The sequence below is a fragment of the Rhodococcus sp. NPDC056516 genome (assembly GCF_042794655.1).
Classification (GTDB): Bacteria; Actinomycetota; Actinomycetes; order Mycobacteriales; family Mycobacteriaceae; genus Rhodococcus_F.
Genome location: NZ_JBHTTG010000002.1, coordinates 287,959 through 308,719, shown reverse-complemented (window position 1 = coordinate 308,719; position 20,761 = coordinate 287,959). Strand labels below are relative to the sequence as shown.

At 63.8% G+C, this 20,761-nt stretch carries 20 protein-coding genes; 18 read left to right on the top strand and 2 right to left on the bottom strand.

Translation table 11 applies throughout. From position 1 onward, the window contains the following. Window positions 1–14 precede the first annotated feature (14 nt). Window positions 15–221 carry a hypothetical protein gene (locus ACFQ6Y_RS06410; RefSeq protein ID WP_003944900.1) on the bottom strand — a complete coding sequence of 69 codons (207 nt, stop codon included), beginning with the start codon at window positions 219–221 and terminating at the stop codon, window positions 15–17. A gap of 288 nt (window positions 222–509) precedes the next feature. Between ACFQ6Y_RS06410 and fmt the strand changes: the two genes are divergently transcribed. The 16 genes from fmt to tpiA all read left to right on the top strand — a co-directional run bounded on the left by fmt (window position 510) and on the right by tpiA (window position 16,474). Continuing rightward, complete coding sequence (gene fmt / locus ACFQ6Y_RS06405; RefSeq protein ID WP_378445948.1) at window positions 510–1,433, top strand: methionyl-tRNA formyltransferase; 924 nt, start codon at window positions 510–512, stop codon at window positions 1,431–1,433. Continuing rightward, a complete protein-coding gene (locus ACFQ6Y_RS06400; protein WP_378630265.1) occupies window positions 1,430–2,878 on the top strand; it encodes an RsmB/NOP family class I SAM-dependent RNA methyltransferase in 1,449 nt (482 codons plus the stop codon). The genes fmt and ACFQ6Y_RS06400 overlap by 4 nt, the downstream gene beginning before the upstream one ends. 40 nt (window positions 2,879–2,918) lie before the next feature. After that, window positions 2,919–3,266, top strand: a complete 348-nt coding sequence (locus ACFQ6Y_RS06395; RefSeq protein ID WP_283304635.1) for an MmcQ/YjbR family DNA-binding protein — start codon at window positions 2,919–2,921, stop codon at window positions 3,264–3,266. Between the two features lie 85 nt (window positions 3,267–3,351). Continuing rightward, on the top strand, window positions 3,352–4,035 hold the full coding sequence (gene rpe, locus ACFQ6Y_RS06390) for a ribulose-phosphate 3-epimerase (RefSeq protein WP_230815552.1): 684 nt from the start codon (window positions 3,352–3,354) through the stop codon (window positions 4,033–4,035). A gap of 8 nt (window positions 4,036–4,043) precedes the next feature. Then, window positions 4,044–5,096, top strand: coding sequence for a bifunctional diaminohydroxyphosphoribosylaminopyrimidine deaminase/5-amino-6-(5-phosphoribosylamino)uracil reductase RibD (gene ribD / locus ACFQ6Y_RS06385; protein ID WP_378630262.1), 1,053 nt, complete (start codon window positions 4,044–4,046; stop codon window positions 5,094–5,096). Window positions 5,097–5,101: 5 nt separating this feature from the next. Continuing rightward, on the top strand, window positions 5,102–5,710 hold the full coding sequence (locus tag ACFQ6Y_RS06380) for a riboflavin synthase (protein WP_003944892.1): 609 nt from the start codon (window positions 5,102–5,104) through the stop codon (window positions 5,708–5,710). 110 nt (window positions 5,711–5,820) lie between these two features. Beyond that, window positions 5,821–7,095, top strand: a complete 1,275-nt coding sequence (locus tag ACFQ6Y_RS06375; protein WP_378544332.1) for a bifunctional 3,4-dihydroxy-2-butanone-4-phosphate synthase/GTP cyclohydrolase II — start codon at window positions 5,821–5,823, stop codon at window positions 7,093–7,095. Further along, on the top strand, window positions 7,092–7,589 hold the full coding sequence (gene ribH, locus ACFQ6Y_RS06370; protein WP_230815555.1) for a 6,7-dimethyl-8-ribityllumazine synthase: 498 nt from the start codon (window positions 7,092–7,094) through the stop codon (window positions 7,587–7,589). Before ACFQ6Y_RS06375 ends, ribH begins: the two co-directional genes overlap by 4 nt. After that, a complete protein-coding gene (locus ACFQ6Y_RS06365) occupies window positions 7,586–8,059 on the top strand; it encodes a PH domain-containing protein (RefSeq protein ID WP_378445951.1) in 474 nt (157 codons plus the stop codon). Before ribH ends, ACFQ6Y_RS06365 begins: the two co-directional genes overlap by 4 nt. A 74-nt stretch (window positions 8,060–8,133) precedes the next feature. Beyond that, window positions 8,134–10,326 (top strand): excinuclease ABC subunit UvrC, encoded by a 2,193-nt coding sequence (gene uvrC / locus ACFQ6Y_RS06360; protein ID WP_378630260.1) that lies wholly within the window; start codon window positions 8,134–8,136, stop codon window positions 10,324–10,326. Beyond that, window positions 10,323–11,222 (top strand): RNase adapter RapZ, encoded by a 900-nt coding sequence (rapZ, locus tag ACFQ6Y_RS06355; RefSeq protein WP_172436543.1) that lies wholly within the window; start codon window positions 10,323–10,325, stop codon window positions 11,220–11,222. Before uvrC ends, rapZ begins: the two co-directional genes overlap by 4 nt. After that, complete coding sequence (gene yvcK / locus ACFQ6Y_RS06350) at window positions 11,219–12,301, top strand: uridine diphosphate-N-acetylglucosamine-binding protein YvcK (protein WP_378533136.1); 1,083 nt, start codon at window positions 11,219–11,221, stop codon at window positions 12,299–12,301. Before rapZ ends, yvcK begins: the two co-directional genes overlap by 4 nt. Beyond that, window positions 12,292–13,275 carry a DNA-binding protein WhiA gene (gene whiA / locus ACFQ6Y_RS06345; RefSeq protein ID WP_230815559.1) on the top strand — a complete coding sequence of 328 codons (984 nt, stop codon included), beginning with the start codon at window positions 12,292–12,294 and terminating at the stop codon, window positions 13,273–13,275. Before yvcK ends, whiA begins: the two co-directional genes overlap by 10 nt. A gap of 158 nt (window positions 13,276–13,433) precedes the next feature. Beyond that, on the top strand, window positions 13,434–14,453 hold the full coding sequence (gap, locus tag ACFQ6Y_RS06340; RefSeq protein ID WP_003944851.1) for a type I glyceraldehyde-3-phosphate dehydrogenase: 1,020 nt from the start codon (window positions 13,434–13,436) through the stop codon (window positions 14,451–14,453). Between the two features lie 17 nt (window positions 14,454–14,470). Further along, the gene (locus ACFQ6Y_RS06335) at window positions 14,471–15,682 is read left to right on the top strand and encodes a phosphoglycerate kinase (protein ID WP_283304640.1); all 1,212 of its coding nucleotides are present in this window, start codon (window positions 14,471–14,473) and stop codon (window positions 15,680–15,682) included. 6 nt (window positions 15,683–15,688) lie between these two features. Beyond that, window positions 15,689–16,474, top strand: a complete 786-nt coding sequence (gene tpiA, locus ACFQ6Y_RS06330; protein WP_042445664.1) for a triose-phosphate isomerase — start codon at window positions 15,689–15,691, stop codon at window positions 16,472–16,474. Window positions 16,475–16,562: 88 nt separating this feature from the next. Here tpiA and ACFQ6Y_RS06325 read toward each other — a convergent pair whose 3' ends face one another. Beyond that, window positions 16,563–17,363: a tyrosine-protein phosphatase gene (locus tag ACFQ6Y_RS06325; RefSeq protein WP_378630258.1), complete on the bottom strand. Its 801-nt coding sequence runs from the start codon at window positions 17,361–17,363 to the stop codon at window positions 16,563–16,565. 209 nt (window positions 17,364–17,572) lie between these two features. Between ACFQ6Y_RS06325 and secG the strand changes: the two genes are divergently transcribed. Both secG and ppc read left to right on the top strand, forming a co-directional pair. Then, window positions 17,573–17,806: a preprotein translocase subunit SecG gene (gene secG / locus ACFQ6Y_RS06320; protein WP_003944946.1), complete on the top strand. Its 234-nt coding sequence runs from the start codon at window positions 17,573–17,575 to the stop codon at window positions 17,804–17,806. A gap of 98 nt (window positions 17,807–17,904) precedes the next feature. After that, window positions 17,905–20,679 (top strand): phosphoenolpyruvate carboxylase, encoded by a 2,775-nt coding sequence (gene ppc, locus ACFQ6Y_RS06315; RefSeq protein ID WP_378544314.1) that lies wholly within the window; start codon window positions 17,905–17,907, stop codon window positions 20,677–20,679. Window positions 20,680–20,761 lie beyond the last annotated feature (82 nt).

The following is a 20,761-nucleotide window of genomic DNA, read 5'->3' as shown; positions in this document are numbered from 1 at the left end:
GTGGGTCGGAATCTCTACTCGGCGAGCTTGGCAGTGGCCTGTGCCCAGAGGAAGAACTTGTTGGTTCCGAGATCGCGGACGGTCTTGATGTTGAACGCTGCCTTCAAATGCTCTGCATCCGAATCGCTTACACCGTTGAGTGCCGCGACCGGGGCATCCGCCAATTCTTCGACGGACTTTCCTGCGTAGGCCTTGTCGAACTTACTGTCGATGCCTGCCATCTAAGTTCCTCCGTGTGATCGGTGTATCCCGTATCAGCCTTCGCCGAGTGGCGACGACAGAGACAGTCAATACCGACAACCGGTGAATCTGCAGGGTTCTGATCAAAGAAATTCTCGAGAAAGTGGTTCGGTGTGGCGCGAGGTAGGTCGCAGCTCGTGCAGTCCTTAGACTGAGAGTTCCATCCACCGACACATCCGGGAGCATTTTCGTGAGTTGCAGTCCACCGCGTTCGACAGGCCGATCGGCTGATCTGAGTCCGAAGAGCCCACCGAAACGGGAGAGCTGACATGCGCGTCGTGTTCGCCGGGACGCCGGAACCCGCTGTTCCCTCCTTGCGTCGGCTGATCGAGTCGGCCAACCACGAAGTCGTCGCTGTCGTCACGCGTCCGGACGCCGTTGCCGGTCGAGGCCGAAAAGTCACCCGATCGCCGATCGGATTGCTCGCCGACGAGCACGACATCCCGGTGCTGACCCCGACCAAGGCGTCCGATCCCGATTTCGCGGCCGAACTCGCACGGCTCGAACCGGACTGCGCACCCGTCGTCGCCTACGGAAACTTGTTGCCGCAGAACGTACTCGACATCCCGAAATTCGGTTGGGTCAATCTGCATTTCTCCCTGCTCCCCGCCTGGCGCGGTGCCGCGCCTGTGCAGGCCGCGATCAGTGCCGGTGACGAGGTGACCGGAGCCAGCGCGTTTCGTTTGGAAGCCGGCATGGATACCGGCCCGGTGTACGGAGTGATGACCGAGCGCATTCGTGACACCGACACCGCAGGCGACCTGCTCGGGCGTCTGGCGGAAAACGGCGCCGCTCTGCTCGAATCGGTTCTCGACGGGCTCGAAGCCGGCGAGATCAACGCCGTTCCACAGTCTGCCGACGGCGTCTCGTACGCCCCCAAGGTGACGGTGGACGCTGCCCGTGTGAAGTGGGAATTGCCCGCGCGCACCATCGACCGTCACATCCGGGCCGTCACCCCCGCGCCCGGCGCGTGGACGATGATCGGTGACCTACGGGTCAAGGTCGGGCCGGTCACCGTCACGGACGAGACCCTCGCAATCGGTGAGATCTCGGTACGCAAGGATGGTCTGTACATCGGTACCGCGACCACCGCGGTACGACTCGGGCAGATTCAGCCCCCGGGCAAGAAATTGATGTCGGCAGGGGACTGGGCACGCGGTGCCCGACTCGACGCGGAGGTACGAGCACAGTGACCGAATCACGACGACCGGCACGACGGACACAGGGTCCCGGAGCCAAGAACGCGGCCGGTGGAAAGAACACCAAGCCGAAGCAGGCCAAGCGCCCGGATCCGGCCACCGCCGGGCTCGATCAGCCGCGCCTGGCCGCGCGCGACGTACTGCGCGCGGTTCGTGAACGTGACGCGTACGCCAACCTGGTACTGCCCGGACTGCTTCGCGATCGCAAGCTCGACGCGCGCGACGCTGCGCTGGCAACCGAACTCGCGTACGGCGCCGCACGCGCGCAGGGGCTGTTGGACGCGGTCATCGCGCAGGCAGCGGGTCGACCGATCGAGGAGATCGACGGAACCCTGCTCGACGTTCTCCGTCTGGGCTCGTATCAACTGTTGCGGACCCGCGTTGCCCCGCACGCCGCTGTTGCCACCTCGGTCGACCTCGTTCGTGCCGAAAACGGTCAGGGCCGAGCAGGATTCGTCAACGCAGTCCTGCGTCGTGTCTCCGAGCGCACTCAGGACGAGTGGGTCGAGTTGCTGGCCCCGAAGGACCCGATCGGCCGACTCGCCTTCGAGCACGCTCATCCGCTGTGGATCGCGCAGGTGTTTTCGGATTCGCTCGGCGCCGCAGCCGGAGAGCTCGAAGACGTCCTGATCGCCGACGACGCCCGCCCCGCCGTGCACCTCGTCGCCCGCCCCGGTGAGATCTCCGCCGAGGAGCTCGCGTTGGTGACCGGCGGCGAGATCGGGCCGTACTCGCCGTACGCCGTCCATCTCGACGGCGGTGACCCCGGACAGCTCGAGGCGGTTCGCCAAGGCTTGGCGGGCGTGCAGGACGAGGGCAGTCAGCTGGTTGCCCGCGCCCTCAGCATTGCTCCTCTCGAAGGTGACGACGCCGGCCGCTGGCTCGACCTCTGCGCAGGTCCAGGAGGCAAGGCGGCGCTTCTCGGCGCTCTTGCCGGTATCGAAGGCGGACGGCTCGACGCCGTCGAGCCCGTCGAACACCGTGCCGAACTGATCCGCAAGACCACTCGCGAGCTTCCCGTGGACGTGCACGTGGCGGACGGCCGCGAATCCGGACTCGAACCCGGATACGACCGCATCCTCGTCGACGCTCCCTGCACCGGCTTGGGCGCCCTGCGCCGGCGCCCGGAAGCTCGTTGGCGTCGCCAGCCGTCCGATGTCGCGCCGCTCGTGAAGTTGCAGCGCGAATTGCTCGCCGCTGCAATCGAACTGGTACGCCCCGGCGGAGTGGTGCTGTACTCGACGTGTTCGCCGCACCTGTCGGAAACGCTGGCAGTCGTCGCCGACGCAGTGAGGCGTCACGGCGTCGTGGAACTCGACACCAAGGAATTGGTACCCGGTGTTCCGGACGTCGGAGACGGGACTTCTGTTCAGTTGTGGCCGCACCGGCACGGCACGGACGCGATGTTCATGGCCGCTTTGCGCAAGCCGCTGGCCTGATCGGATGACTTCTGGGCATCGGTAGTCGTATGGTGCCTACATGGTTACGTGGGAACAGGTTGTAGTACTGGGTTCGGCTCTTCCCTCCGTGGAGGAGTCGACCTCGTACAACACCCCGGCGCTCAAGGTGGCAGGCAAGACTTTTGCGCGACTCCGCACCGAAGCGGAGGGCGCTTTGGTCTTGATGTGCGGTCTGGACGAGAAGGAAGCGCTACTCGCCAGTGGTGAGGCGCCTTTCTTCACGACAGATCACTATCACGGGCACGGCTCCATCCTCGTGCACCTCGAACTGATCGACGAGGTGCAATTGGCGGAGATGCTCGAAGATGCGTGGCGAATCAAGGCACCCGCCAAGGTGCGCAAGCTTCGCAGTGTCGTGAAGAACTGATCGGATTGCGCCTGTCCAACGGTGTGGCCGTTCTCTGATGACGGGCATGCACGGTCGGCAATGAAGCACAGCTAAACTCGGCGTCGTGGCTTCCCCGATGATTGCACCGTCCATTCTGTCCGCAGATTTTGCTCGACTCGCCGATGAAGCGACTGCCGTGTCCGGCTCCGACTGGCTTCACGTCGACGTGATGGACGCGCATTTTGTTCCCAATCTCACGCTCGGTCTGCCCGTCGTCGAGAGTCTGCTGAAGGCGACGGATATTCCGCTCGACTGCCACCTCATGATCGAGAACCCGGAGCGCTGGGCACCGCCGTACGCCGAGGCCGGCGCGTACAACGTCACGTTCCACGCCGAGGCCACCGACGATCCGCGTTCGGTTGCCCGCGACATTCGTGCGGCGGGCGCCAAGGCCGGGCTGAGCGTCAAGCCGGGAACCCCGATCGACGACTACCTCGAAATCCTCAAGGATTTCGACACCCTTCTGATCATGAGCGTCGAACCCGGCTTCGGTGGCCAGTCCTTCATGCCGCAGGTGCTCGACAAGGCACGCGCAATTCGCAAGCTCGTCGATTCGGGTGAGCTGACGCTGCTCGTTGAAATCGACGGCGGCATCAACGCTTCCACGATCGAGCAGGCAGCGGAAGCCGGTATCGACTGCTTCGTCGCCGGTTCGGCGGTGTACGGAGCCAGCGATCCCGGTGAGGCGGTGCGCAAGCTCCGTGCGCAGGCCGCCTCGGCGTCGCCGCACCTGACGCTGTCGGTCTGAGCCGCTCGATGGCAAAGGGTGGACAGGCGTCGACGGCTGATCTCGACGCCGCGATGCAGATCGCGCTGGCCGCAGCTGATTCCGCGCGCGGATTCACCAGCCCCAACCCGCCCGTCGGCGCGGTCATCCTGGCGGCCGACGGCACCATTGCGGGCGTCGGTATGACGCAACCGCCCGGCGGACCGCACGCGGAGGTCGTGGCTCTCGACGAGGCCGGCGATGCAGCGCGTGGCGGTACGGCGGTGGTGACTCTGGAACCGTGCAATCACCAGGGACGAACCGGACCCTGCTCACAGGCGTTGATCGACGCCGGAGTCTCGGCGGTTGTCTACGCAGTCGGTGATCCCAATCCGGAAGCCTCCGGCGGCGCAGCGACGCTCATGCGAGCCGGCATCAGCGTGACGGCCGGCCTGCGAGCACCCGAGGTGGAAGCTGGTCCACTGCGATCCTGGCTGCACAAACAGCGGACCGGGCGCCCGCACATCACGTGGAAATACGCGGCCAGTCTCGACGGACGCAGCGCCGCCGAGGACGGAACGAGTCAGTGGATCACCGGTCCGCAGGCGAGAGCGCGCGTGCATGCGCAGCGGGCACAGATCGACGCAATTGTGGTCGGCACCGGCACCGTGTTCGCCGACGATCCGTGGCTGACGGCGCGTCAGCCCACGGGTGAGCTCGCGGGGCACCAGCCCGTGCGCGTCGTCGTCGGAAAACGTGAAATACCTTCGACTGCAAGCGTTCTCGATGACACCGCACCGACTCTGGTACTCAACACCGACAACATCGACGAAGTAATCGAGGCGTTGGGGGAGTACACAGATGTACTGCTCGAAGGTGGGCCACGTCTGGCCGGAGCATTCCTCGCCGCCGGATATGTCGACGTCATCGAGGCGTACATCGCGCCGATACTTCTCGGCGCGGGCGCTTCGGCGCTCGTCGATGCCGGCGTGCACACCATTACCGACGCCCACCGATTCCGTTTGGAGTCCGCGGTAACGATCGGCCCCGATATTTTGTTGAGTCTGGTTCCGGAGAGTTCTGCTCCGGGGAACGAGGAGTAGGGCGCGTGTTCACAGGAATTGTGGAAGAACTCGGCGAAATTGTCGCCAAGGAAGAACTGGTCGATGCTGCACGGTTCACGGTGCGCGGGCCACTGGTCACCTCCGACGCCGGTCACGGTGATTCGATCGCGGTCAACGGGGTGTGCCTGACGGTCGTCGACGTGCTTGCCGACGGTTCGTTCACCGCAGACGTCATGCAGGAGACGCTGAACCGCTCGAGCCTGGCGAAGTTGGACGTCGGTTCTCGCGTCAACCTCGAGCGCGCCGCGGCGCTGAACAGCCGACTCGGTGGCCACCTGGTTCAAGGGCACGTCGACGGAACGGGCCATGTCATCTCCCGCTCGCCCTCCGAGAACTGGGAGGTAGTGCGGATCGCATTGCCGGACTCCATTTCCCGTTACGTCGTGGAGAAGGGTTCGATCACCGTCGACGGTGTCTCGCTGACGGTCTCCGCGCTGGGCGGTGACCGTGGGTTCGAGTACTTCGAGATCTCACTGATCCCCACGACGTTGGAGTTGACGACGCTCGGCACCGCGGTGGTCGGTACTCCGGTGAACCTCGAGGTGGACGTGATCGCGAAGTACGTCGAGCGGCTTCACTCTGCCGGTCGGTAGGACCAGGCTGATCGGACCCGTCCGATTGGTCGTAGGGTTGTGAGTGCATCCGTCGGATGCACTCGTTGTATTCGATGATGTGAAAAGTCAAGACTTTGGAGTGCGAGCACGTGACCAGGTTCGACAGTATCGAGCGCGCAGTAGCAGATATCGCTGCAGGTAAAGCTGTTGTCGTTGTGGACGACGAGGATCGTGAGAACGAAGGCGATCTTATCTTCGCCGCAGAGAAGGCCACCCCGGAACTGGTGGCGTTCATGGTTCGCTACACCTCCGGCTACCTGTGCGTGCCGCTCGACGGTGACGATTGCGATCGGCTGGGCCTGCCCCCGATGTACGCCACCAACCAGGACAAGCACGGCACGGCCTACACCGTGACCGTCGACGCCCGTGAGGGAATCGGTACCGGCATCTCGGCATCGGACCGCGCTGCGACGATGCGTCTGCTCGCCAACCCCGAAACCGGCGCCAACGACTTCACTCGTCCCGGCCATGTCGTGCCGCTTCGCGCGAAGGAAGGCGGAGTACTGCGTCGTCCGGGCCACACGGAAGCCGCAGTCGACCTCGCCCGCATGGCGGACCTGCGTCCCGCCGGCGTCATCTGCGAAATCGTCAGCCAGAAGGACGAGGGCGCGATGGCTCAGACCGACGAGTTGCGAGTCTTCGCCGACGAACACAACCTCGCTCTGATCTCGATCGCCGACCTCATCGCGTGGCGTCGCAAGCACGAGAAGCACGTGCTGCGTATCGCCGAAGCCCGCATCCCCACCCGTCACGGTGAGTTCACCGCTGTCGGCTACACGAGTATCTACGACGAGGTCGAGCACGTCGCGCTGGTGCGCGGCGACATCGCGGGCCCGGACGGTGACGGTAGCGACGTACTCGTCCGCGTTCACTCCGAGTGCCTCACCGGCGACGTCTTCGGTTCGCTGCGGTGCGACTGCGGCCCGCAACTCGATGCTGCACTGGACATGGTCGCTCAGGAGGGCCGGGGCGTTGTCCTGTACATGCGCGGACACGAGGGTCGTGGCATCGGTCTGATGCACAAGCTGCAGGCCTACCAGCTCCAGGACGCCGGTTCCGACACCGTCGACGCCAATCTCGAACTCGGACTACCGGCCGACGCCCGCGACTACGGCATCGGTGCGCAGATCCTCGTCGATCTGGGCATCTCGTCGATGCGCCTGCTGACCAACAACCCGGCCAAGCGTGTCGGTCTGGACGGCTACGGCCTGCAGATCACCGACCGCGTTCCGATGCCACTGCGCGCGAATGCCGAAAACCTCACCTACCTGCGCACCAAGCGTGACCGGATGGGCCACGATCTGATCGGACTCGACGAGTACGAGGCGAACCAGAACTCCGCACAGCCCGGAACCGCACTGTGAGCGGCGAAGGTCAGCCGCAGCTCGCGATCGCCGAGGCCAAGGATCTGAAGCTGGCGATCGTTGCCGGGCAGTGGCACGCGACGATTTCCGAGGCCCTGATCGCCGGCGCACAGCGCGTCGCCGAGCAGGCACAGATCAAGGACGTGACACTGGTCCGTGTCGCCGGTGCGATCGAACTGCCGGTCGTTGCGCAGGCGTTGGCTCGCACCCACGACGCCGTTGTTGCACTCGGCGTCGTCATCCGCGGTGGTACTCCGCACTTCGAGTACGTGTGCGACGCGGTCACCGCCGGCCTCACACGCGTCTCGCTCGACGAAAGTACTCCCGTGGGGAACGGTGTCCTGACCACCGACACCGAGCAGCAGGCTCTTGACCGTTCGGGTCTGCCGGGTAGCGTCGAGGACAAGGGCGCACAGGCCTGCGCCGCCGCACTGGACACCGCAGTGACCCTGCGTCATCTCCGAGCACCATGGACCGAGGATTCGTTTCGATGAGCACACCCGGCGACAACGAGAACTGGGAACTGATCGCCTCACCGCGTAAGTCGACGCGGTACGCGATCGGCGTCGCTGTCCTTCTGGTGATCGTTCACGTCACACTTGCGCTCCTGCTCCGTCAGGGGTCCACCGGCGTGTACTTCCGCGCCGCGGACCAAATTGCGATGGCAGGCATCGGCACCGTTCTTGCTCTCGGTGTACTGATGTTGACCCGGCCTCGGGTCAAGGTGGGTAAGCAGGGAATCGCCGTACGAAACATCCTGGGCGAGAAGATCGTCGACTGGGATCTGTTCGAGGGGCTCTCGTTCCCCGACGGCGCCGCCTGGGCACGCATCGAATTGCCCGACGACGAGTACATGGCAGTGATGGCGATCCAGTCCAACGACCGCGAGTACGCCGTCGACACGGTCGGTAAGTTCCGCGAACTCGCCGACCGCTACGCACCGGTCGCGCACAAGAGCAACTGACGTCTTCCGGCCGGTTCGGTGCCCGCATCCTGCGCGTTTCCGAGTCGGTCGGTGGCGGCGACTAACCTGAAACCGTGCCGGATCCCTCGACTTACCGCCCCGCTACCGGAACCATTCCGGCCGCGCCGGGCGTCTACAAATTTCGTGATCCGCATGGTCGGGTCATTTACGTCGGAAAGGCGAAAAGCCTCCGTTCACGTTTGAACTCGTACTTCGCGGACGTCACGACGCTTCATCCCCGTACGCGGCAGATGGTGACCACTGCCGGCAGCGTCGAGTGGACCGTCGTCAGTACCGAAGTCGAAGCGCTTCAGCTCGAGTACAACTGGATCAAGGAATTCGATCCGCGGTTCAACGTGCGGTACCGCGACGACAAGACATATCCGGTTCTCGCTGTGACGCTCAACGAAGAGTTCCCGCGGTTGTTCGTCTACCGCGGTCCGCGGCGCAAGGGCGTCCGGTACTTCGGTCCCTACTCCCATGCCTGGGCGATCCGCGAAACTCTCGATCTGCTGCTACGAGTCTTTCCCGCACGAACGTGCTCGTCCGGAGTCTTCAAACGGCACAACCAGATCGGCCGTCCGTGTCTGCTCGGCTACATCGACAAGTGCTCGGCGCCCTGCGTCGGCCGCGTCAGTGCCATCGAGCATCGACAGATCGTCGAAGATTTCTGTGACTTCCTCGCCGGCCGCACCGACAAGCTGGTCAAAGACCTCGAGAAGCGCATGCAGCAGGCTTCCGAGGATCTCGACTTCGAGACCGCAGCTCGTCTGCGCGACGACATCGGAGCCTTGCGTAAGGCACTCGAGAAGCAGGCAGTGGTGCTCGGTGACGGCACCGACGCCGATCTCGTCGCTTTTGCCACCGATGATCTCGAGGCCGCTGTCCAGGTGTTCCACGTGCGCGGCGGACGAGTGCGCGGTCAGCGTGGATGGGTCGTGGAGAAGGCAGGCGACGCCATCGACTGGGCTGCGCTCGACGCCGAGTCGGACCTGCCGATTCTGGTCGAACAGTTCCTCACGCAGTTCTACGGCGAGCAGGCGGCCCTCGACCCGGGAGCGGGCTCCGGGGCCGGGATCAGTGCCGTACCCAAGGAAGTTCTGGTGCCGGTTCTGCCGGCAAACGCGACCGAGATCCAGGCGTGGTTGAGCGAGCTTCGGGGATCGCAAGTGCAACTGCGGGTTCCGCAACGCGGCGACAAGAAGGACCTCGCCGAAACAGTCCAGCGAAACGCGAAAGAGGCTCTGGCGCAGCACAAGCTGAAGCGCGCCGGGGATTTCACTTCACGATCAGCGGCGCTGCAGGGCATTCAAGAAGCGCTGGACCTGGATTCGGCTCCGCTACGAATCGAATGTATCGACATCAGTCACGTCCAGGGAACCGACGTCGTGGCGTCACTGGTCGTGTTCGAGGACGGGCTCCCGCGCAAGTCGGACTACCGGCACTACGCGATCAAGGAAGCTGCCGGCGACGGTCATTCCGACGACGTGGCGAGTATCGCCGAGATCACCCGCAGGCGGTTCCTGCGCCACAACCGCGACCTGGGCGTTCTGGCGGCCTCGGCGTCGACCATGGACGCGGACGGCGGGGATCTCGCTCCCGAAGCGGCGATCGACCCGGCCACCGGTCGGCCTCGGCGCTTCGCGTATCCACCCAATCTGTTCGTCGTGGACGGCGGCGCCCCTCAGGTCACGGCGGCAGCTGCTGTCCTCGACGAGTTGGGGGTCACCGACGTCGCGGTGGTCGGGTTGGCCAAGCGCCTCGAAGAGGTATGGGTGCCGGGCGAGGAAGATCCGGTGATCCTTCCCCGAACGAGTGAGTCGCTGTACCTACTGCAGCGCATCCGCGACGAAGCTCACCGCTTCGCGATCACCTTCCATCGCAGCAAGCGCTCGAGGCGCATGACGGCTTCGGCGTTGGACTCGGTCAAGGGGCTCGGTGAAACCCGTCGTACCGCTCTGGTGGCTCACTTCGGTTCCGTGGCGAAGCTGAAAACGGCAACGGTCGAGGAGATCATGCAGGTCCCTGGTATCGGTGAGACCACCGCCACAGCAGTTCTGGCCGCACTGGGAACGGATTCGGCTGCGGCCGATGCGGGTGCTGAAGCTCGAGCGCTGCCCGCCGCGGTAGGGGATGATGAGCTGGACACGGAATCCGAATCATCTGTTACGTCTGCTGACGCGCCCAGCGCTGAATCCGGTAGCGGTGACGAGGGCTCCGAGTCGCGAGAATTGTCCATGCCGACGACGGGGCCGAGTGCACAGTGACTACCGACAGCGCCAAAGACAGTCGAACGATGGATTTCCTGCTGGTGACGGGATTGTCCGGAGCAGGTTTGAGTACCGCGGCCAAGGTGCTCGAAGACCTCGGCTGGTATGTCGCGGACAATTTGCCACCTGAGCTGATTTCCCGGATGGTCGGTCTGAGCTTGACCTCCGATCCGCCGGTCGATCGTCTCGCCGTCGTGATCGACGTGCGAAGTCGACTCTTCACCGGAGACCTCGGTTGGGTGCTCACCGAACTCGAGGCGGAACCGATCCACACCCGGGTGCTCTACCTCGAAGCATCGGACGACGTGTTGATCCGGCGGTTCGAACAGGTGCGCCGCAGCCATCCCTTGCAGAACGACGGCATCGACGGCACGTTGTCCGAGGGGATCGCAGCCGAGCGTCGGCAGTTGGCCGTGGTGAAGGCGGCCGCCGATCTGGTCATCGACACGTCGGCGTTGAAGGCTCATCAGCTGCGTCAGAAGATCGAAACCGCGTTCGGGAACGATGCAAACCGCACGATGAAGGTGACGGTTCAGTCGTTCGGATTCAAGTACGGCCTGCCGATGGATGCCGATCTCGTCTGTGACGTTCGATTCCTGCCCAATCCCCACTGGATCCCCGAACTTCGTCCGCACACCGGTCAAGATGCCGACGTCCGCGACTACGTGTTGTCCCGAGAGGGCGCCGAAGACTATCTCGACACCTACCGTCATCTGGTGGATTTGACGATCGCTGGATATCGACGAGAAGGAAAGCGCTACATGACAATTGCGGTCGGGTGCACCGGCGGTAAGCACCGCAGCGTGGCCATGTCCGAAGCTCTCGCGAGGCGTCTGGGTTCCGAGGAAGACATCTCGGTCAGCATCGTGCACCGGGATCTGGGGCGCGAATGAGTGAACCGACACAGCGCTCGCCGGAAGCACTCGAGGGGCCGGCCATCGTCGCTCTGGGCGGCGGGCACGGATTGTTCGCCACCCTCCAAGCCGTCAGACGCCTGACTGTCGACGTCACCGCGGTGGTCACGGTCGCCGACGACGGTGGTTCCTCGGGCCGGCTGCGCGCCGAGCTCGGCGTCATCCCGCCCGGCGACCTACGGATGGCGCTGGCGGCTCTGGCGTCCGACGAACCCGAGATAGTCGACTGGACGCGGACCATCCAGCATCGCTTCGGCGGGGTCGGCGCGCTCGCCGGGCACTCGGTGGGCAATCTCATCCTGGCCGGCCTCACCGAGGTGCTCGGTGATCCAGTGGTCGCGCTCGACGAGATGGCGCGACTGCTGCGAATCCGCGGCCGTGTGTTGCCGATGTCGCCGATCGCGCTCGAGATCGAAGCCGACGTTCAAGGACTCGAAGAGGACCCCCGCGTCAGCCGCTGCATTCGTGGACAGGTTGCCGTCGCGACGACGCCGGGCAAGGTCCGGCGCGTGAGACTGCTCCCGTCCAATCCTCCCGCGTGCCCCGACGCCGTGACCGCGATCGATCGTGCCGATCTCGTGGTCCTCGGACCCGGATCGTGGTTCTCGAGCGTGATCCCGCACGTCCTGGTACCCGAACTCGTCGAATCACTCTCGTCGACGAAGGCTCGAAAAGTGCTGGTGCTCAATCTCGCCCCCGAGCCGGGGGAGACAGCCGGATTCTCCGCAGAGCGTCACCTGCACGTACTCTCCCAACACGTGCCCGATTTCCGGGTCGACTACGTAGTGGTCGACTCGGCGTCGGTACCGGCCGGGCGCGAACGTGAACATCTGCAGCGTGCGGCGGATCAATTTTCGGCCGAAGTGAGGTACGCGGAAGTCGCGGACACCTCACCGGGCGCAGCGCATGTACACGATCCGGCAAAACTGGCCGACGTGTTGGCCGAACTGTCGAGCAGTGCGGCAGTGAGGGATTCGACACAGCGTTCCCGGCAAGACCAGCCTTCCCGGCAAGAACAGTATTCCGAAGAACAGAGGGAGAACGCTTCGTGGCAATGACAGCGGAGGTCAAGGACGAACTGAGCCGGTTAGTGGTGACTCAGGTCAGCTGCCGCAAGGCAGAGGTCTCCGCGTTGCTGCGCTTTGCCGGTGGACTCCACATAGTCGGCGGCCGGGTGGTCGTCGAAGCGGAGGTCGATCTGGGCTCCACGGCGCGACGTCTGCGCCGGGAGATCTTCGACCTGTTCACTTACAGCGCCGACGTTCACGTACTCAGTGCAGGCGGACTTCGTAAGTCCGCTCGCTACATCGTGCGTGTGGCGAAGGAAGGTGAGGCGCTCGCCCGCCAGACGGGACTACTCGATCTTCGCGGACGCCCGGTTCGCGGCCTGCCTGCGCAGGTGGTCGGCGGAAGTGTCGGCGACGCCGAAGCAGCTTGGCGCGGAGCGTTCCTCGCGCACGGTTCCCTGACCGAACCCGGCCGTTCGTCGGCGCTCGAAGTGAGCTGCCCGGGCCCGGAAGCCGCACTGGCATTGGTCGGAGCTGCGCGGCGTCTCGGGATCTCGGCAAAGGCACGTGAGGTTCGCGGAACGGATCGTGTGGTGATCCGCGACGGCGAGGCCATCGGCGATCTCCTGACGCGCATGGGAGCCCAGGACACGCGTCTGGTGTGGGAGGAGCGACGGATGCGACGCGAGGTCCGCGCCACCGCCAATCGCCTCGCCAATTTCGACGACGCGAACCTGCGACGCTCGGCTCGCGCTGCCGTTGCCGCTGCTGCACGCGTCGAGCGTGCGTTGGAGATCCTCGGCGAGGACGTGCCCGATCACCTCGCCGCGGCGGGCGCACTGCGCGTCGAGCATCGACAGGCGTCCCTCGAGGAACTGGGCCAGTTGGCGGACCCGCCGATGACCAAGGACGCCGTTGCCGGACGTATCCGTCGCCTGCTGTCCATGGCTGATCGCAAGGCAAAGGAAACGGGCATACCCGACACCGAATCGGCAGTGAATGCGGAGCTACTCGAAGAGGGGTGACCTGCCCTCCGTCAGGGTGGGCTGCGCACGTTCGGGCCACGCGCATTAGGGTATGAGTCACATCGACCGATGAACCCCACGTCCGCGTCGTGCACACACGGATTCGGAGTATGCGTGGGTCAAGTTGCACACCAGAATCATGGTCAAAGGAGCGAATTGTGACTGTCCGGGTTGGCGTAAACGGTTTCGGCCGTATCGGACGTAACTTCTTCAGGGCGGTGGATGCGCAGAAGGCGCTCGGAACCACCGATATCGAGATCGTGGCAGTCAACGACCTGACTGACAATGCGACGCTCGCTCACCTGCTGAAGTACGACTCCATCCTCGGCCGTTTGCCGTACGACGTGTCGCTCGACGGTGACGACACGATCGTTGTCGGCGATCAGCGCATCAAGGCCCTCGCACACCGCGGCCCGTTGAACGAACTTCCCTGGGGCGAGTTGGGCGTCGACGTCGTCGTCGAGTCCACCGGCATCTTCACCGACGCCGCAAAGGCCAAGGGACACCTCGAAGCCGGCGCCAAGAAGGTCATCATCTCGGCTCCGGCCAAGGGTGAAGACATCACCATCGTCATGGGCGTCAACGACGACAAGTACGACGGCAGCCAGAACATCATCTCCAACGCGTCGTGCACCACCAACTGCCTCGGCCCCATCGCCAAGGTTCTCGACGACGAGTTCGGCATCGTCAAGGGTCTGATGACCACGATCCACGCGTACACCCAGGATCAGAACCTGCAGGACGCTCCGCACGCAGACCTCCGTCGCGCCCGCGCAGCCGCCCTCAACATCGTTCCCACCGGCACCGGTGCAGCCAAGGCAATCGGCCTGGTCCTCCCGCAGCTGCTCGGCAAGCTCGACGGCTACGCACTGCGCGTGCCGATCCCCACGGGCTCGGTCACCGACCTCACCGCGAACCTGAAGAAGTCGGCCACCGCCGACGAGATCAACGCCGCGATGAAGGCTGCTGCCGAAGGACCCCTCAAGGGCATCCTGAAGTACACCGACGCACCGATCGTCTCCTCGGACATCGTCACCGACCCGCACTCGTCGATCTTCGACTCGGGTCTGACGAAGGTCATCGACGACCAGGTCAAGATCGTTTCCTGGTACGACAACGAGTGGGGCTACTCCAACCGCCTCGCCGACCTCATCGGCCTCGTCGCCAAGTCTCTCTGAGCGGAGTTTCGATAACAGTGGCAGTTCAGACGCTGAAGGATCTGCTGGACGCTGGGGTCGAGGGGCGCACCGTACTGGTGCGTTCCGACCTCAACGTCCCGTTGGATGGCGGAGAAATCACGGACCCGGGCCGCATCGTCGCGTCCGCTCCCACCCTGCGGGCACTTGCCGAGGGTGGAGCGAAGGTCATCGTGACCGCGCACCTCGGGCGCCCCGACGGTCAGCCCGATCCCAAGTTCTCCCTCGCACCGGTTGCCGCGAAGTTGGCCGAAATCCTCGGTCGCAACGTGCAACTCGCCGGTGACGTCGTGGGACAGGACGCGCTGGCTCGTTCCGAAGGACTCACCGACGGTGACGTCCTGATGCTCGAGAACATCCGTTTCGACCCTCGCGAGACCAGCAAGGACGAAGCCGAGCGGGTCAAGCTCGCCAAGGCTCTCGTCGAGCTGGTCGGTGACGACGGCGCATTCGTCTCCGACGGATTCGGTGTTGTTCACCGCAAGCAGGCGTCGGTCTTCGACGTCGCGAAGCTGCTCCCGCACTACGCGGGTTACCTCGTCGGCGCCGAGGTCGAGGTGCTCGCCAAGCTCACACAGGACGCAGCGCGTCCGTACGCGGTGGTGCTCGGCGGCTCCAAGGTCTCGGACAAGCTGGCCGTCATCGAGGCACTGGCACCGAAGGTCGACACTCTGGTGATCGGCGGCGGAATGTTCTACACGTTCCTCGCGGCTCAGGGTGTGTCCGTGGGCAATTCGCTGTGCGAAGAGTCCATGATCGGGACCTGCAAGGATCTCCTCGACCGGTACGCCGACGTCATCCACATCCCTCAGGATGTTGTTGTCGCGGACTCCTTCTCGGCCGATGCCGAGTCGAAGATCGTTCCGTTCGACGAGATTCCCGACGGTTGGATGGGTCTGGACATCGGACCGGAGTCGGTCAAGCGCTTTGCCGCGATCCTGACCGGCGCCAAGACCGTGTTCTGGAACGGCCCGATGGGCGTGTTCGAGTTCCCGAAGTTCGAGGCAGGCACCCGCGGTGTCGCCGAGGCAATCGTGGAGGCGACCGAGAAGGGTGCCTTCAGCGTCGTCGGCGGCGGCGACTCCGCAGCAGCCGTTCGTCAGCTCGGTATCCCGGACGAGGGCTTCTCGCACATTTCCACCGGTGGTGGCGCTTCCCTCGAGTACCTCGAGGGTAAAGAGCTGCCCGGCATCGCAGTACTGGAAGGCTGATCCGACATGGCACGTAAGCCGTTGATCGCCGGCAACTGGAAGATGAATCTGAACCACCTCGAGGCTATCGCCCTGGTGCAGAAGATCGCTTTCTCCTTGCCTGCGAAGTACTTCGACAAAGTGGACGTCACGGTTATCCCGCCGTTCACCGACATCCGAAGCGTCCAGACGCTGATCGAGGGCGACAAGCTCCTCCTCACCTACGGCGCGCAGGATGTCTCGGCTCATGACTCGGGTGCGTTCACGGGCGAGATCAGCGGCTCCATGCTGGCCAAGCTCGGATGCACCTTCGTCGTGGTCGGTCACTCGGAGCGTCGCACCCTTCACGGTGAGACCAACGAGACCGTCCTCGCGAAGACGAAGGCTGCTCTCAAGAACGGCCTTACGCCGATCGTGTGCATCGGCGAAGGCCTCGAGATCCGCGAAGCGGGCGAGCACGTCGCCTACAACGTCGACCAACTCAAGGGTTCGTTGGCGGGCCTGAGCGCGGAGGAGATCTCCAAGATCGTCATCGCGTACGAGCCTGTCTGGGCCATCGGCACCGGCCGTGTCGCTTCTGCCGCAGATGCACAGGAAGTGTGCGCTGCGGTGCGAGCAACAGTCGCCGAACTTGCCGACGCCGAGGTCGCAGCCGGCGTTCGCGTCCTGTACGGCGGTAGCGTCAGCTCCAAGAACGTCGGAGAGATCGTCGGCCAGACCGACGTCGACGGTGCTCTTGTCGGCGGCGCGTCACTCAAGGCTGACGAGTTCGCGACACTGTCTGCGATCGCTGCAGGCGGTCCACTCCCGTGATCGGGTCGTGAGCTGAAACTGCATGACGCTGAAACTGCGGGTGTGTGACCGAGTAGGTCACACACCCGCAGTTTTTTGATTCGCCGGATCAGCTCACGAGTTTGGTTTCCAAAGCGCCGACGAGTTCGGGAGCAAGCTCCAACCCGGCGGTCAGATAGTTCTCGACGGTCCCGTAGTGGTGCTCCACCTCTTCGAAGGCGGCGCCCAGGTAACTCGCGTCGACGGAAAGCAGCAATCGGATGACCTCGCCCTTGTCTGCATCTGTGGCAGCGGCGATCTTCGCGACTGTTGCATCGATGTACTCGGCCGAGTACGTGTTCGTGAGCAGGTAGTCCGCCGTGATCGTTTCGTGCGGCACACCGGCGAGTGTCTGCAGTAGTGCTGCCGCCCAACCTGTTCGGTCCTTGCCCGCCGTGCAGTGGAAGAGCTGCGGCCCCTCGGTGGTCGCCAGGGCGGCGAACAACTGCGAGAATCCGTTCCGAGTGACGGGATCCGCGACAAAACTACGATTGATGTTCTGCATGAAAGCTGTTGCAGCGTCAGCTGTTCGGAGAGCCATTGCTTCGGCGTGGATGTTGCCGGACAGGATGGGAATGTGGGCGTACATCGCCGGAGCTGGCACGATGTCGGGAGTTTCGTTCGCTTCGGTTTCGGATCGAACGTCGTAGACGGCTGTCAGCCCCAGCGATTCCACGATTGCGAGATCCTCGGGCGAGGGTGTCAGAACGTTTGCGCGGTAGAAGACTCCTCGGCTCATCGCCTGTCCACTGGTCGTGACGTACCCGTGGCCGGCCACATCGCGGAAGTTGTGAATCGAAGCCAGACGTGGAGTGTCGGGCAGGGCAGTGTCGGGCAGGGCAGTGTCGGGCAGGGCAGTGTCGGAAAGCATGGAACGGGCCTTTCGGAGGTAGAGTCGCATCAACTGAAAAACTACTGAATCGGTATCTCGACGGTGTGATCGATGCCACTGACCAAGAGTCGTGCCTGGCCGGGTGCAGAGGTGTGTGCAAGGCGGGTATGTGGTCAGGCTATCTGTGCGCGCCTGTATGGTGTTACCGGTTGTAGTTGTCCCTATTGGATTGGTGGACGTAGACAGACATGAAACTGTTCCTGGATATCCTGCTGGTCATCACCAGCTTGCTCCTCATCGCCTTGGTGCTCCTGCATCGCGGTAAGGGCGGCGGTTTGTCGAGTCTGTTCGGTGGCGGTGTCCAGTCCAGCCTGTCCGGATCGACTGTTGTCGAGAAGAACCTCGACCGGTTGACGGTCTTCACCGCGTTGATCTGGCTCATTTCGATCGTCGGCATCGGCCTGGAGATCAAGTTCGCCTGATTGTCGGCTCGTACAGTCGTTAATACCTCACCCACGAATTTCAGACACGGAACCCCGCCTATCGAGCGGGGTTCTTTGTTTCGGTCGATAATTGTGTGATGACTGAAACCGCGTCGCATCGAGAAACACCGCGAGAGGCCACCGAGCCGCTGCGCGAAGACATCCGGCTTCTCGGCGGAATACTCGGACAAATAGTGCGAGAGCAAGCCGGCGACAATGTGTTCGATCTGGTCGAGCGAGCCCGTGTCGAGTCGTTCCGAGTCCGTCGTTCGGAGATCGATCGCGCCGAACTGGTGTCGCTGTTCGCCGAAATCAGTACGGACGACGCCATTCCCGTCATCCGGGCGTTCAGTCACTTCGCACTGCTCGCCAACCTGGCCGAGGACATCCATCGCGAGCGTCGACGGGCCATCCACGTCAACGCGGGGGAACCGCCCCGCGACAGCACTCTCGCGGCCACGTACACCAAACTTGATGCAGCCGATATCGATTCGGCCACCGTCGAAGAAGCGCTTCGGGGTGCCCTGGTCTCACCCGTCATCACCGCTCACCCGACGGAGACTCGACGCCGTACGGTGTTCGAGACGCAGAGTCGGATCACTGAGTTGATGCGATACCGCGAGCGCACGGCGCTGAGCGTCGCAGAAACCGCTGATGTCGATCTGCAATTGCGCCGTCAGATCCTGACCCTGTGGCAGACGGCTCTGATCCGGCTCAGCCGCCTCCGCATCCAGGATGAAATCGAGGTAGGCCTGCGCTACTACGACGCAGCGTTGTTCGAGGTGATTCCGAAGATCAACGCCGAGGTTCGCAAAGCTCTGCGCACTCGTTGGCCGGACGCCGGGCTCCTGCCGGAACCGATCCTGAGGCCGGGTTCGTGGATCGGCGGTGACCGAGACGGCAATCCGTACGTGACCGGCGAAATCGTCCAGCGCGCCACGTCGCGCGCTGCGGCGACTGCTCTCGAGCATCACCTCGAGGAACTCGAACATCTCGAGCGTGAACTGTCGATGTCGGCGCGGCTGGTTTCCGTCACGCCCGAACTCGATCTGCTGGCGTCCACTTCCGGCGACGATTCGGCATTCCGGGCCGACGAGCCGTACCGTCGCGCGATTCGTGGTATCCGTGGGCGATTGAGCGCCACCGCATTGTCGGTGCTGGGGGAGTTGCCCGCTCACGGTTCCGATGACGGTCTCGAGGCGTACACCGATCCGGCACAACTACAGCGGGATCTCGGAATCATCGACACCTCGCTGCGTCGTTTCGGCGATGAGACCATTGCCGACGATCGACTCGATCGGCTCCGAGAAGCGGTGGAGGTGTTCGGCTTTCACCTGTCCGGCCTGGACATGCGGCAGAACTCCGAGGTTCACGAAAGCGTCGTCGCAGAACTTCTGGCGTGGGCCGGCGTTCACCCGGACTACGCGTCCTTGCCGGAGGCCGAGCGAGTGGAATTGTTGTCGGCCGAGCTGACCACGAGGCGACCGCTGACTTCACCGGACGCCGAGTTCAGTGAATTGACCACCAAGGAACTGGCCATCATGGCAGCCGGCGCGAAGGCAGTGCGGGTTCTCGGAGCGGGTGCGGTACCCAACTACATCATCAGCATGTGTACCTCGGTCAGTGACATGCTCGAGGCCGCAGTGCTGCTCAAAGAGGTCGGGGTGCTCGATCCCGGCGTCGGCAGCGAACCCTCCTGCCCGATCGGCATCGTTCCGTTGTTCGAGACGATCGAGGATCTGCAGGGCGGCGCCGACACACTGCTGGCGACGCTCGACATCCCGATCTACCGTGCGATCGTCCGATCCCGCGGTGACAGTCAGGAAGTGATGCTCGGGTACTCCGATTCCAACAAGGACGGTGGCTATTTAGCTGCCAACTGGGCGCTGTACCGTGCCGAGCTCGACCTTGTCGATGCCGCGCGTAAGAGCGGAATCAGATTGCGACTCTTCCACGGCCGCGGTGGAACGGTCGGACGTGGCGGCGGACCGAGCTACGAAGCGATTCTGGCTCAGCCTCCCGGTGCAGTCGCTGGTTCTTTGCGAATCACCGAGCAGGGTGAGGTGATTGCCGCCAAGTACGCCGAACCGCGCCTCGCGCATCGCAACCTCGAAACACTGATTGCAGCGACTATCGAGTCGACGTTGCTCGACGTCGAAGGTCTCGGCAGCGATGCAGACGCGGCCTATGCAGTATTGGACGAGCTTGCCGCCCTCGCCCGCACCGCGTACAGCGAACTGGTGCACGACACACCAGGATTCGTGCAGTACTTCGAAGCGTCCACACCGGTCGCCGAGATCGGGGCACTCAACATCGGTTCTCGCCCTGCCTCTCGCAAGCAGACCAAGGCGATCTCCGACCTGCGTGCAATTCCCTGGGTGCTCTCGTGGAGTCAGTCTCGCGTGATGCTTCCGGGTTGGTACGGCACCGGTGCCGCGTTCGAACGATGGATCGACGGAGACGACAGTCGGCTTGCCACGTTGACGGCCCTGTACGAGAAGTGGCCGTTCTTCCGAACCGTGCTCTCGAACATGGCCATGGTGATGTCGAAGTCGGACCTCGGTTTGGCGGCTCGCTACGCGGACCTCGTCCCCGACGCAGAACTACGCGATCGAGTCTTCGGAATGATCACCGACGAGCACGAACGCACAATTCGCATGTACAAGGCAATCACGGGAAACGAGAACCTCTTTGCCGACAACTCGGGCCTCGAGCGTTCGGTCCACAACCGGTTCCCGTACCTCGAACCTCTCAACCATCTACAGGTCGAGCTGATCCGTCGATACCGGTCCGGCGACGAGAGCGACCAGGTGCGTCGGGGCATCCAGCTGACGATGAACGGCCTGGCGACTGCACTTCGCAACAGTGGCTAGGTGTAACAGTGGCTAGGTGTGACAGCGGATAGGCCGGCAGGTTTACCACGGTGTGCGTGCGGCGACTCTAGGGCTGTCGCAC

Excerpts from the sequence above, each read along its gene's own strand:
- yvcK (WP_378533136.1), top strand. The coding sequence starts at position 11,219 with ATGAGTGAACCGACACAGCGCTCGCCGGAAGCACTCGAGGGGCCGGCC.
- fmt (WP_378445948.1), top strand. The coding sequence starts at position 510 with ATGCGCGTCGTGTTCGCCGGGACGCCGGAACCCGCTGTTCCCTCCTTG.
- tpiA (WP_042445664.1), top strand. The coding sequence starts at position 15,689 with ATGGCACGTAAGCCGTTGATCGCCGGCAACTGGAAGATGAATCTGAAC.
- ppc (WP_378544314.1), top strand. The coding sequence starts at position 17,905 with ATGACTGAAACCGCGTCGCATCGAGAAACACCGCGAGAGGCCACCGAG.
- ACFQ6Y_RS06395 (WP_283304635.1), top strand. The coding sequence starts at position 2,919 with ATGGTTACGTGGGAACAGGTTGTAGTACTGGGTTCGGCTCTTCCCTCC.
- ACFQ6Y_RS06325 (WP_378630258.1), bottom strand. The coding sequence starts at position 17,363 with ATGCTTTCCGACACTGCCCTGCCCGACACTGCCCTGCCCGACACTGCC.
- secG (WP_003944946.1), top strand. The coding sequence starts at position 17,573 with ATGAAACTGTTCCTGGATATCCTGCTGGTCATCACCAGCTTGCTCCTC.
- ACFQ6Y_RS06410 (WP_003944900.1), bottom strand. The coding sequence starts at position 221 with ATGGCAGGCATCGACAGTAAGTTCGACAAGGCCTACGCAGGAAAGTCC.
- ACFQ6Y_RS06365 (WP_378445951.1), top strand. The coding sequence starts at position 7,586 with ATGAGCACACCCGGCGACAACGAGAACTGGGAACTGATCGCCTCACCG.
- ribD (WP_378630262.1), top strand. The coding sequence starts at position 4,044 with ATGGCAAAGGGTGGACAGGCGTCGACGGCTGATCTCGACGCCGCGATG.